Source organism: Fulvivirga sediminis (assembly GCF_016757215.1).
In the GTDB taxonomy this organism is placed as follows: Bacteria; Bacteroidota; Bacteroidia; order Cytophagales; family Cyclobacteriaceae; genus Fulvivirga; species Fulvivirga sediminis.
In genome coordinates this window covers 151,871-164,241 of sequence record NZ_JAESIY010000009.1, presented here as the reverse complement: position 1 = coordinate 164,241, position 12,371 = coordinate 151,871, and the positions used below count along the sequence as shown (strand labels likewise).

At 36.7% G+C, this 12,371-nt stretch carries 10 protein-coding genes; 3 read left to right on the top strand and 7 right to left on the bottom strand.

Annotated elements, in window-relative coordinates; all coding sequences use genetic code 11:
- Positions 1-17: 17 nt before the first annotated feature.
- The 7 genes from JL102_RS16840 to JL102_RS16810 all read right to left on the bottom strand — a co-directional run bounded on the left by JL102_RS16840 (position 18) and on the right by JL102_RS16810 (position 10,634).
- Positions 18-1,151 (bottom strand): aminotransferase class V-fold PLP-dependent enzyme, encoded by a 1,134-nt coding sequence (locus JL102_RS16840; RefSeq protein WP_202245604.1) that lies wholly within the window; start codon positions 1,149-1,151, stop codon positions 18-20.
- 31 nt (positions 1,152-1,182) lie between these two features.
- Positions 1,183-1,959 (bottom strand): hypothetical protein, encoded by a 777-nt coding sequence (locus JL102_RS16835; RefSeq protein WP_237390638.1) that lies wholly within the window; start codon positions 1,957-1,959, stop codon positions 1,183-1,185.
- A 4-nt stretch (positions 1,960-1,963) separates the two neighbouring features.
- Positions 1,964-4,618, bottom strand: a complete 2,655-nt coding sequence (locus JL102_RS16830) for a triple tyrosine motif-containing protein (RefSeq protein WP_237390647.1) — start codon at positions 4,616-4,618, stop codon at positions 1,964-1,966.
- 137 nt (positions 4,619-4,755) lie between these two features.
- Positions 4,756-6,105 (bottom strand): NADP-specific glutamate dehydrogenase, encoded by a 1,350-nt coding sequence (gdhA, locus tag JL102_RS16825; RefSeq protein ID WP_202245602.1) that lies wholly within the window; start codon positions 6,103-6,105, stop codon positions 4,756-4,758.
- A 37-nt stretch (positions 6,106-6,142) separates the two neighbouring features.
- Positions 6,143-7,444, bottom strand: coding sequence for a peptidoglycan DD-metalloendopeptidase family protein (locus JL102_RS16820; RefSeq protein WP_202245601.1), 1,302 nt, complete (start codon positions 7,442-7,444; stop codon positions 6,143-6,145).
- A gap of 24 nt (positions 7,445-7,468) precedes the next feature.
- Positions 7,469-10,285, bottom strand: coding sequence for an excinuclease ABC subunit UvrA (gene uvrA, locus JL102_RS16815; RefSeq protein ID WP_202245600.1), 2,817 nt, complete (start codon positions 10,283-10,285; stop codon positions 7,469-7,471).
- 52 nt (positions 10,286-10,337) lie between these two features.
- Positions 10,338-10,634 carry a hypothetical protein gene (locus JL102_RS16810; protein WP_202245599.1) on the bottom strand — a complete coding sequence of 99 codons (297 nt, stop codon included), beginning with the start codon at positions 10,632-10,634 and terminating at the stop codon, positions 10,338-10,340.
- A gap of 279 nt (positions 10,635-10,913) precedes the next feature.
- Between JL102_RS16810 and JL102_RS16805 the strand changes: the two genes are divergently transcribed.
- The 3 genes from JL102_RS16805 to nth are packed head-to-tail and all read left to right on the top strand — an operon-like array spanning position 10,914 to position 12,371.
- The gene (locus JL102_RS16805) at positions 10,914-11,513 is read left to right on the top strand and encodes an RNA polymerase sigma factor (protein WP_202245598.1); all 600 of its coding nucleotides are present in this window, start codon (positions 10,914-10,916) and stop codon (positions 11,511-11,513) included.
- Positions 11,488-11,724, top strand: coding sequence for a hypothetical protein (locus JL102_RS16800; protein WP_202245597.1), 237 nt, complete (start codon positions 11,488-11,490; stop codon positions 11,722-11,724). Before JL102_RS16805 ends, JL102_RS16800 begins: the two co-directional genes overlap by 26 nt.
- Before the next feature lie 2 nt (positions 11,725-11,726).
- Positions 11,727-12,371, top strand: coding sequence for an endonuclease III (gene nth, locus JL102_RS16795; protein ID WP_202245596.1), 645 nt, complete (start codon positions 11,727-11,729; stop codon positions 12,369-12,371).

Here is a 12,371-nt window from a genome sequence, read left to right as displayed (position 1 = left end):
ACAATGGCTCTGTGCGTTTATAATAGTTCTTTTAGTATGCTAATAAAAGTATCTACTTCTTCTCGGGTATTATAGTAGTGCACTGAAGAACGAATCATCTGATCCAAGTTTCTCTCTTCCATATCTAAAAGAGTGCCACTTTTGAAAGTCATGGACACATTAACTCCTCTGTCATGTAATTTATTCTTGAGCTCTGGAGATGGCATAGAAGCTGTAAACGTCACTATACCTGATTTTATCTTTCCAAGATCATGCACTAAGACATTTTCTATCTCACTCAGTTGCTCTCGTAAATATTGGGCCAGCGTTTTTACTTTATCCCATATTTGAGCTTTCCCTATGGCATTTGCTTGTTGCAAAGCCACGCTAAGTCCAATTTTACCAGCTAAACTACATTCAAAGGTTTCAAATATACGAGCATCTGATCTCGCAGAGTAGGAAGTTTCTGTTTCCCAATTGGCAGAGTGCAAATCAAGGTTTTGAGGGTGTAGCTGTGGGATAAGGTTCTTTTTAACATATAGTAGGCCAGTTCCTCTGGGTCCTCTGAGATACTTTCTGCCAGTAGTAGTTAAAAAATCGCAATGTAGTTTTTTTACATCTATAGGATACTGCCCTACAGATTGGCATGCATCTAATAAATAGATGATTTTATTATCCTTAGCAATCAAGCCTACTTCTTCCGCTGGGTTTACAATACCTCCATTAGTAGGTATATGCGTGATAGAAATAAGTTTCACTTTTGGAGAAATCATACTTTTTAATGCTTCCAAGTCTACCTCGCCTGTTTCTATACTTGGAATTACTTTAATGACTACACTTTTTTCTTTTTGTATATTAAGGTAGGAGATGTAGTTGCTCGCATATTCAATTTTGGAAGTAAGAATAATATCTCCTTCTTTAAATGGAATTGAAAAAAAGGCTCTTTGCCAAGCAACAGTGGCGCTTTCAGTAAAAGCAATTTCATCTGAACTGGCATTGATAAAGTTTGCGGCATGAGTATAGAAGGCCTCTAGCTCATTTGTGTATTTTTCAGCGGTTTCATAGCCTCCTAATTGAGCCTCGGCTTTTAAATAACTGATCTGCGCTTCTAATACTTCAGAAGAAACTAATGATGCTCCCGCATTATTAAAATGTATGAGTTCAGGTGACATAGTGTTGATTTAAATGTCAATAGTATAGTTGTTAATTAAAGCTAGGCTTTTTGAATGAATTGAACACCTCTTCGGGCAATTCATCATAGGTTTTCACATCATGAGGTCCTTTTTCATCAGATCGGTTAGAGGAGAAAAGTACTCCATCATATTCTTTATAATTATCAAAGGGCCATATAGCTGAAGCACTATCCTGAGTGGCTTCTTTAAAATAGGCCCATTGTTTCACCAAATGATCATCTTTGTCAATGTATATTTCATATTTGTTATTGGGCGTATCACCTACATTATTAAAGGTTAATGCAATCACTTCAGCAGCTTTCCCAGTTTGTAATTTGCTTTCTCCTAAATATCTAAGAGTCACACCACTATCTTTTAGTTTAAAAGGCATAACTAACCAATAGGAGTCATTTATCCAGATGCTTTTTGCTTCTTGCAAATAATGTTCTAGAGTGTCTGGTTGCGTAATTTCAGCCCCTTCCTTTTGTACTCTTCCTTCACCCGTATTCAGATTTAATAAATAAATGGTTTCTTTAGAAGGAAAATCTATACGTACTCTGTTGGCGTGCTTATCCCATATTAAATCTCTTTTTCCGAAAAAATTCCAAGAGATATACCTTATAGCATCATATTTTTTTCTGCCTCCCATTGCCATCATAACACTGTCGGCCAAGGCTATTGCCTTTTTATCTGATTTTTCCATATTAAAGCCTTCAGCGGCAGGATTCTCTTCTGATGACTCTGAAGGAGCTGAGCAGCTCCATATTAGGATCAAGATAGTTGCAAGGGAAAAGCGGAATTTATTCATGTCCTTAGGTTTTAGCTTTTTTGTTTTTCCATTTTACAAAATCTATAACATCTATTTCTTCTTTGAAAATATATCGTCGTAAAAAACCTTCTATAGGTAAAATTATAATGGCTATGATTACTTGTATGATAAAATCAATTACAGGTGAGCTAAGCATAAACTCACTTTCTGCTACGGTTTGAATAAACTCGATAATAATTATCAATGCCAATACTGCAATAAGCTGGCTGACAACCCTGTATTTGCTTCCTAATTTTTTTATATTAATGGATATAAACAGCAAGAAAGCAAGGCCTACAACTTCGAATACATAAAACCATGGCCTCTTCCAGTAAGGAGGGATAATCTTGAATTCAATGGGTTCCGTTTCGTTAATGGTGCCAAAGGCATTTTTTGATCTAACGTGGAGAGTATATTCGCCATCCGGCAGATAAGGAAAATCTATTTTATTGTAACTGGTAGACCATTCTGACCACTCTTTATTCAAACCATCTAGTTTATACCGGTATTGAATATCCATGATGCCTGAATAGTCCGGCTGCACAAATTCAAATATGAGCTTACTGTTTTGTTGATTAAATTTTAATTGTGGTGCAGGGCCATACATTTCTTCTCCTGCCTTTATATCTTTTAGAAATAGTCTATAGTTTTCACTTTCCTCATTTATTTTATTCGAAGAGATGAGGTAAAGCTCGTTACGCCCGGTTACTAGCCATATTTCTCTATCAGATTCATTTGCACTAATATATTGGATGTTATTGAATAAGTTCAGAATAGTTAAGTCCGAACCTTCTTTTTGTTCTCCGAGCTTATGCCATTGCTGGTTCACCCGATACCAAATGTTTTTGTCAGATGCATGGAAATACTCTGCTATATTATTTGTCTTGGCTTGTAGGGTGAAACGATCTTCTTTCTTGTCCAAGGTGAAAATTCCTTGTTGGTTTAAAACAAAAATAGTGTCATTATGAGCAATGCCGTATATTTCGTCATAATACGGATTACTTATTGGATATTCTTTTGTTTCTATTATCTCTTCATTTTGTAGTTTTATCCAGTAAATATTTTCCATGCTACAAAACCATATTAGTCCTTCAGCATCTTCAAATATGTAATGGACATTATCTCTAAAGTCTTCAAATAGTCTAATATCAGAAACTCCTTTTTTGCTGTAGTCAAAAACTTTCAAAGAGTGATCGTAGGTGCTGACGAATAGTTTCTTATGCTTAGGAGAAATGTAAAAAAAGCGAATGGGCTCATCATAGATTTTGATGGCTTTATTATTTTTTATCTCAAAAAGGCCATCTAAGCTACCACAAAACAATCGAGAACCATCAGAACCAAAGAGGGCCGCCTTTGATTTTATGTTACTGACAGGCTTGTATTCATAAGTGATGGACCTAAGTACTTTTTCTACCCGTCTTTCATACTGGATTTGAGTTTTTGCTTTTTGAATGGTGGATGCTTCTTCATTTTCGTTATTCTTTTTTTTCAGAAAACTAAAGAAACCCTTATGCTTTTTTTTCTTTTCCTCAGGGATCGGCGTAGGGGTTATAGCTATCTTTTTCTTAACATAATTAACGTTTCTGTCAAAATTTTTAATTTTATCTAAGTAATATACACCAGTGCTAGTACCTACATAGAGTTGATTTTCATGCTTAGTAGCTGATAAAATGTTGCCTTTTAAACCAGGGTAATCGCTAAAGTTTTTAAATGGTGAATGTGGAGCTATTCTGCTAAGACCTTGGCTGTGAGCGACCCAAGCGCCCATTTGTTGATCAGTAGTGATAGCAAATATCTGATTGTCTGGCAGACCGGATTGATAGTTTACTATTTGAAGTATTTTCTTTTTTATAGGGTTGATGAAAATGACTCCACCTTTTAAAGTGGAAATGGCTACTAGTGAGTCTGATAGGAAATGCCCTTCTTGTATATCACTTTGCTCCAGATATTCATTATCTGCATCAAAGGTGATAGGAATGAGTTTATGCTGCCATATCAGCATTAACTTTTGATCTGTTGTACCTAAAAGGTATAAGGGTGATTGTCGGCTTTTGCTTAGAAAACGGACATTTTTGGTAGGACCCGGAAAGTTACTTACCTCCTTTAAGTGGTCTCCTTTCAGTTCTTGAAGTTCATTGCGGATGTTTTTTACAAATATCTTTTTTTTGTAAGCAAAAAGATCAACAAATGCATCACTTGAGTTGGATATTATGGTCTTTATTTCTCCTTGGGTATAAACGTAAAGGTGGTTATCATTTATGGCAAAGAGAGAGTCTCGCAAACTTAAGACTTTAGTGATATTGGTGGCTGACTTTTCTTTATCCGATAGGCTTTTATACTCCAGGTTGAATTTTTGATTTCGGATAAGCTGACCAAACCCAGATGCTCCACCAATAAAAAGGTTATTATTTTCACTTACCGATAATGAAAACACCACTGAAGGGGTTTTAATATGCTCCCAGCTTTTGCCGTCAAACCTCAAAAGGCCACTGCGGTTGGCTATGCTTATAATGCCATTTTGATCCTGAACGATATCAAAATGTATATTGTCATAACCTTTATCCTTAGATACGTAATGCCTTAGAAAATAATTTCCTTCTTGGCTGAAGCAGGTAATAGAAACAATTAAAGAAAGAACCAAACTCAACCATAAATGCATATTCTTCACAACCACAGCCCTCCTAATTTGGTGCAAAATTATAAAAGAATATTGAATGAACTAAATAATTGATCTCTAACTGCTTGAGTAGAAAAATTGAGGGTGATAGGAGATAGAGATCAATTATTACTTTCATATTATATTATACCTTGTGCTATCATAGCATTGGCTACTTTAGTAAATCCAAAAATATTTGCACCAACAAGGTAATTGTTTTTATGACCATGCTCTTCAGCAGCAAGAAGGCAGTTTTGGTGTATTTCCGTCATAATCTCTTTTAATTTCTCATCTACTTGTTTTTTACTCCAATAGCTACCCATAAAATTTTGGATCATTTCTATTCCTGATGTAGCAACTCCTCCTGCATTGCTGGCTTTGCCAGGTGAATAAATGATATCACTATCTAAAACAAGATTGACAGCCTCATTATCTAATGGCATATTAGCTCCTTCTGCAATAAGCATAATACCGTTATCAATGAGATGCTGAGCATCTTTAGCATTGATTTCATTCTGTGTAGCACAAGGAAAGGCACAGTCAGCTTTTATATCCCAAAGGGCATTACTGCTTTCATCTCCTTTGTTTTCTGTATATACTGCAGAAGGATATTTGTCTGCATATTCTTTTATTCGACCTCTTTTAATATTTTTTAGTTCCTTAATAAAAGCTAGCTTTTCTTTATCTATACCTTCATCATCATATATGAATCCTGATGAATCAGATACGGTAACAGGCTTGGCCTTCATATGTAATAATTTTTCCACAGCAAATTGAGCCACATTACCCGATCCAGAAACCAGACAGGTCTTGCCTTCTATGCTATCTCCAATATGGTTAAGCATATTTTCAGTAAAGTATATTAAGCCATAACCAGTTGCTTCTGTCCTTAGAAGGCTACCACCCCAGCCTACGCCTTTTCCGGTAAGTACTCCTGTGAATTCATTGGATATCTTTTTATAGGCACCAAACATATATCCTATTTCTCGTCCACCTACCCCAATATCGCCAGCAGGAATATCAATTCTGTGACCGATATGACGGTGCAACTCCAGATAAAAATTTTGACAGAAACGCATTACTTCATTGTCTGATTTTCCTTTAGGATCAAAGTCTGATCCTCCCTTTGCTCCACCCATGGGCAGGCCGGTGAGTGCATTTTTGAATATTTGCTCAAAGGCTAGAAATTTGAGTATACCAGGATATACAGTGGGGTGAAATCTTAGGCCACCCTTATATGGGCCTATAGCACTATTCATTTGTATTCTATAGCCACGGTTAACATGAATTTCTCCTTCATCGTCCATCCAGTTAACCCCAAAAGAAATTTGCCTTTCAGGTTCTAATAGCCTTTCAAGTATTTTATGCTTTCTATAAATAGGTTTGTTGTCTAGTACAGGTTTAATAGAAGAGATAACTTCTTCTGCGGCCTGATGAAATTCTGGCTCATGCGGATTTCTCTTTTTAATTACTTCCAGTAGTTCTGACATGTATATTGCGTTTATTTTATAATTTTTATAAGTTCATTCATTTACTTATCCAACCCTCTTGTTCATTGAATGTTTTTATATAGCTGAAATTTTTAAATACACCCAGCACTTTGGCTGAGGTAGAATCTGGTAATTGCATGATTGGTATTGCATCGTTTGATGCGGAAGAATACAGTGGTTGTGATAATAGTAGTAGATCTTCTAATTCCGCGCCTATTGGACTAATGAGTTTCTTAAATAAATAGCCTTGCTTATGATCAGGTAGTTCTATCCTGAGCCAATCACCATGCTGTCCTATTGGTGTTACAGCGGTATTTTTTTCTAATTGGCAGAGTACTTTATAGGAGGAGCCTGGTCCAGAGCGAAGGTTAATATAAGAGGGGCTAGTGATAAAGTATCGGCTGAAAGCGCTATAATCCGTATTGAAAGTGACAGTAGTATTGCTAATGGTTTTAATGTAATGGATTGGGTCTTTACTGCCTTGCGAATATATGCCGAAATGAAGGTGTGGAGGTGTACTTTTAGCATTTCCTGTGTTTCCAACCAGGCCTAGGGTATCCCCGGGCATGACCTTTTTGCCTGCTTGTGTCAGTTGCTTGTCCAAATGAGCAAAATAGTATGACTGTCCTCTTTTACTGTCTTTGAGCCAAATGGTATTACCTCCTAATCTGTTGGAGCCTACTCTAGTGATATACCCTTCTGTGGGAGCTATCACAGGAGTACCCCTGGCAGCAAATATGTCTATGCCTTCATGTGTTCTTGTGCCTCCGTCTCTCGGATCTCCATAGAAACTGCCTATTGATTGATTAGTGGCCCCTCGTACCGGATTTTTTAATACTGGATCTATCAGTATTTGTACATCATAATAGCTTTTGGTTAATAGAGGAGGTTGAAGCCTTATCAGGTATCTACCCGTAGTCTCTATTTCATAAGTCATGCGCATAGTGCTGTCAGCATGTTCTACTTGCTTCCATTCTTTACCTTTATACTGAAAAAGGTCTAAAAATAAATATGATTGTTCTTCTAACGTGGCTTCACAGACGATCTTAAGTATCTGTCCTTCATTAGCTTGAAATGAAAATGACCTTGACGCAGGGTGGGTGTCGGTAAAATATCCAGTCTCTCGAAAAGGTAATCTAATAGCAATAGAGTCGGTTAAAGCTCTTTGACCTGCTATAATCCATTTTTGTGCTAATGCTGTATTTTCTAATCCTGCTGAGGTTAATGATTCCTTATATTTTTGATAAGGAGGCTTATCTGAAAAGGCCTCTTTTATGGATTTTATTCCATTACATGAACTCAGCAGTATTACAACAGAAAGTAATAAAAAAGACTTCATGCTGCTTAAACAGCAGCATGAAGTTTAAAGTTTTGTCTTAAGAAATCTTGAAGTATGGTTATCTGGTATTTTTATCATTTCTTCCGGGGTTCCTTCAAAACAAATATTTCCGCCTTTTTCTCCTCCTTCAGGGCCCAGATCTATAATCCAGTCGGCTGATTTTATTACTTCCATATTGTGCTCTATGATAATCACACTATTCCCCTGTTCTACTAAAGCATTGATAGAATTTAGAAGCTGTGTGATGTCATGAAAATGAAGTCCCGTGGTGGGCTCATCAAAAATAAATAGAATGTGATCTTTATTGTCTCTATTATTTTTACCCAAATAGGAGGCAAGCTTTACTCTCTGAGCTTCCCCGCCACTGAGTGAGCTAGAGGACTGTCCTAGGCCAATGTATCCTAAACCAACATCATACAGCGGCTGCAGCTTATTTATTATAGGTGTTTTACCAGCGAAAAATTCCAGACTTTCTTCTACAGTTAAGTCAAGAACATCTGCTATATTTTTTCCATTGTGCTCTATGTCTAGAATTTCTTGTTTAAATCTTTTTCCTTTACAGCTCTCGCAGGTGAGATAAATATCTGCCATAAACTGCATTTCTATTTTTACCACTCCTTCTCCCTGGCACGTTTCACACCTGCCACCATCTACATTAAAAGAAAAGTGAGATGGTTTATACCCCCTTTGTTTAGACAGAGGCTGATCAGCAAAGAGCTGGCGAATAGTGTCATAAGCTTTTACGTAGGTGACCGGGTTGGAGCGCGATGATTTTCCAATAGGATTTTGATCTACAAACTCGATCTGAGTAATTTTTTCATAATCACCCTCAAGCTTATCGAATTTACCTGTAGCTTCAGAAACGGTGCCGAGAATTTTACCTATGCCCGGATAAAGAATCTTTTTTATCAGTGTTGATTTACCAGAGCCACTTACACCAGTAACTACGGTGAGTACGTCTAGTGGAAATTTCACACTTATATTTTTTAAGTTGTTCTCTAGTGCTCCGGTAATTTTAACTGAATCTTTCCATTTTCTTCTAGAAGAAGGCACGGGAATCGATTCGCGTCCAAGTAGATAATCAGCAGTATGAGAATTAGAATCATTAAGATCATCTAAAGTGCCTTGAAACATTAGCTCGCCACCATGTACACCTGCATCCGGTCCTATGTCTATGATTTGATCAGCTGCCATCATTACTTCTTCCTCGTGTTCTACCACTATTACAGTATTACCCATATCTCTCAAAGATTTAAGCACACCTACCAGCCGCTCTGTATCTCTGGGGTGCAATCCTATGCTCGGTTCGTCAAGAATGTACATACTGCCTACTAGCGCACTACCTAATGAGGTAGCCAGTTTGATCCTTTGAAACTCCCCGCCAGAAAGGGTAGAGGTCATACGATTTAATGTAAGATAGCCTAAACCTACTCTTTGTATATAAGAGAGGCGATTATTTATCTCTTTCAATAACCTTCTTGCTATGTTTTGATCATTTTCACTTAGCGAAAGATTGTTGAAGTATTCAATAACTTTCTCTATAGGGAGTAAAACTATATCAGTGATTGATTTTCCATCTACTTTTACATAAGAAGCATCTTTTCTGAGTCTTGTGCCTCGACAGTCAGGGCAAACAGTTCGGCCCCTATAGCGAGAAAGGAGCACTCTATATTGTATCTTATGGGTTTTGGATTCTATAAATTTAAAGAAAGCATTAAGGCCTTCAAAATATTCATTACCAGACCAAAGTAGATCTTTCTGTTCTTCTGTAAGATCAGAGTAAGGCCTATGAATAGGAAAATCAAATCGGATACCATCTTTCAAAAGAGGAGCAAGCCATTTTTTCATAGTTTCACTTCTCCACGGAGCTATAGCTCCATCATATACTGATAAGCTTTTATCAGGAATTACCAGGTCTCTATCAATGCCAAGAACCTTACCGAAGCCTTCGCATGTTCTGCAAGCTCCATAAGGGTTATTGAAGCTGAAGAAATTCACATTCGGTTCTTGAAACTTCATTCCATCTTCTTCAAAGCGATCAGAGAAATGCTTTATTCGACTGCCTATGATATGTATATAGCAATCACCTATTCCTTCGAAATACGCTGTTTGAACAGAATCTGATAATCGATACTGGGTATCTTCATCGCCGGGCTTTACTACTGCTCTATCTATTAATATTTCAATACCTGTATTTTCATTGAGGTCTGATCCGTTTTCAATAAGGTCTTCTATGAAAAGAACATCACCATCTACTATTACTCTAGTATAACCTTTGCTCAAAAGGATGTTAAGTTCTTGCTTAAGGTCACGGTCATCCTTCATCTTTAAAGGACAACCCACCATTACTTTGGTGCCTTCTTCATAGCTATTAATATAATTGATAACATCAGTAACAGAGTCTTTAGATACTTTTTTTCCGGAAATTGGAGAATAAGTTACTCCTACCCTGGCAAATAGAAGTTTGAGGTAATCATAAATTTCAGTGGTGGTACCTACTGTAGAGCGAGGGTTTCTTGTGTTCACCTTTTGCTCTATGGCTATAGCCGGAGATACGCCTTTAATATAATCAACCTCTGGCTTTTCCATTCTACCTAAGAATTGGCGCGCATAGGAGCTTAAGCTTTCTACGTACATACGCTGCCCTTCTGCGAAAAGAGTATCAAAGGCTAGAGATGACTTTCCAGAGCCAGAAAGCCCTGTTACCACTACCAGCTTGTTTCTTGGTATGGCTACACTAAGGTTTTTAAGATTATTTACACGAGCACGCTTGATAATAATGTGCTTTTTTGGATCAAGCGCTTCTAGATTTTCTTCGTAGGGGGCTGTAGTATCTTGCATAAGAAGCAAAGATACTACACATTTAATGGATAAGGAATGTTATTTTCAAAGATTAACCTTCAAAATCGGGATCAAATTCATCCCCTACATCCAAATCATCATCGTCTCCTCCGTCTGTATCATCATCCACATCTAAATCATACTCACCCTCACTATTCCTTGTCACTGCTATTTTTACCAGATACATAGTATCGCTAGTTTCTAAAGGGACAACAAAAAATGGCTCATTTTTAGCATTGGTAAGCCTCATCAAACTGTTCTCAAATCCATCCGGATACCTCTTCTTTAAAAGAGTTTTTAAGTCAGAGTCCAGATTTTCCAGACTTTTTATTACTCGTTTCTTTTCCATTTTTGAGTTCTAACCTAATTGATAATCTCTCAACTTTTGTTTCATGGTGGAAATGTAGTAAAAGATTTACCCAACCATAAAATATTATTATGAAAAGTTTAAGCTTAATTTTAAAATTGTTTGCCAAGTAACCCATTAGAGAAAATTATTTACTATTTTTTTGCATGTTATTTGCGAATTTAATTACATTTGAATTTCAACTCGAAAAATTTTTTTCAACATAACCTTCAAATCGACAATATGATATAGACCTCTACGTTAACTTAAACTGAGAACTTAATGGAGAAGTATAGGATTAGTGACAGTAAACTTGTGTCACTTTACAAACTTGGTAACGAAGAGGCTTTCGAGAAACTTTTGCATAGGCATAAGTCTCGTATATACACTACGATATATCTTATTGTAAAGGACCATTATATTGCTGAAGATCTATTGCAGGAGACTTTTGTAAAGGCTATTAATACTATTAAAGGTGGCCGATACAATGAGGAAGGGAAGTTTTTGCCATGGATAACTAGGATTGCTCATAACCTTTCTATTGATTATTTTAGAAAGGAGAAGAGGTACCCCACTATGATTTTGGAAGATGGGAGTAAGGTATTTAATACTTTGGAGTTTGCCGAGGAATCGGTTGAGTATGACCAAATAAAAAGAGATACCTATTCAAAGGTAAGGGATTTGATACAAGAGTTACCAGAATCACAAAAAGAGGTATTAATAATGCGCCACTATATGGAAATGAGTTTCCAGGAAATAGCGGAGCAAACTGGAGTGAGTATTAACACTGCCCTAGGTAGAATGCGCTATGCTTTAATTAACCTGAGGAAGAAAATGAAACAATATAATATAGCCTATGATCAAAACATTTACCCAGGATGATATAATCAGGTTTATTTACAGTGAAATGTCTGCCGCTGAAATTGACGAAATGAAGCAGGCAATGCTCTGCGATGCTGAATTAGAGGAACAGTACAAGGAGTTGCTGGCTATTACCAATTTTTTGGACAATAGTGTCAGTAACCCTTCTGATACAGTAGTTTCTAATATTATAAATTATTCTAAATCCTTAGATTTGCAACCCAAAGTATAGGGATGCAAAGGAAAGAAAGATTTAAGGAATTTATAGATTATTTTACAGCCAATCAGCCAGAAGCTGAAACGGAATTGCACTATAGCAACCCGTATGAATTGCTAGTGGCCGTTATTTTAAGTGCTCAATGTACTGATAAGAGAATTAATATGGTCACTCCGGCTTTATTTAAGGATTTTCCTACAGCTGAGCATTTGGCTACCAGTGATTTTGATGAGCTGTTTACTTATATAAAATCGGTTTCTTACCCTAATAATAAGACTAAGCATTTATTAGGAATGGCTAAAATGTTGGTAGAGGAGTTTGACAGTGAAGTGCCTGACGATGTAAAAACTTTACAAAAATTACCAGGTGTAGGCAGGAAAACTGCCAATGTAATAGCTTCGGTAATATATAATCAACCGACGATGGCCGTAGATACTCATGTATTTCGAGTTTCTAAAAGACTGGGATTGGTAAACCAAAATCTAAAGACTCCACTAGATGTTGAGAAAAATCTTGTCAAGAATCTGCCGGACGAGTATATAGCCAGAGCGCATCACTGGTTAATTTTGCACGGCAGATATGTATGCCTTGCTCGAAGCCCCAAATGTGAATCTTGTAACCTAACCCACTTTTGTAGATTTTTTGAAAAGAATTATGCATAA

Excerpts from the sequence above, each read along its gene's own strand:
- JL102_RS16805 (WP_202245598.1), top strand. The coding sequence starts at position 10,914 with ATGGAGAAGTATAGGATTAGTGACAGTAAACTTGTGTCACTTTACAAA.
- JL102_RS16810 (WP_202245599.1), bottom strand. The coding sequence starts at position 10,634 with ATGGAAAAGAAACGAGTAATAAAAAGTCTGGAAAATCTGGACTCTGAC.
- JL102_RS16840 (WP_202245604.1), bottom strand. The coding sequence starts at position 1,151 with ATGTCACCTGAACTCATACATTTTAATAATGCGGGAGCATCATTAGTT.
- JL102_RS16830 (WP_237390647.1), bottom strand. The coding sequence starts at position 4,618 with ATGCATTTATGGTTGAGTTTGGTTCTTTCTTTAATTGTTTCTATTACC.
- uvrA (WP_202245600.1), bottom strand. The coding sequence starts at position 10,285 with ATGCAAGATACTACAGCCCCCTACGAAGAAAATCTAGAAGCGCTTGAT.
- nth (WP_202245596.1), top strand. The coding sequence starts at position 11,727 with ATGCAAAGGAAAGAAAGATTTAAGGAATTTATAGATTATTTTACAGCC.
- JL102_RS16835 (WP_237390638.1), bottom strand. The coding sequence starts at position 1,959 with ATGAATAAATTCCGCTTTTCCCTTGCAACTATCTTGATCCTAATATGG.
- JL102_RS16800 (WP_202245597.1), top strand. The coding sequence starts at position 11,488 with ATGATCAAAACATTTACCCAGGATGATATAATCAGGTTTATTTACAGT.
- gdhA (WP_202245602.1), bottom strand. The coding sequence starts at position 6,105 with ATGTCAGAACTACTGGAAGTAATTAAAAAGAGAAATCCGCATGAGCCA.
- JL102_RS16820 (WP_202245601.1), bottom strand. The coding sequence starts at position 7,444 with ATGAAGTCTTTTTTATTACTTTCTGTTGTAATACTGCTGAGTTCATGT.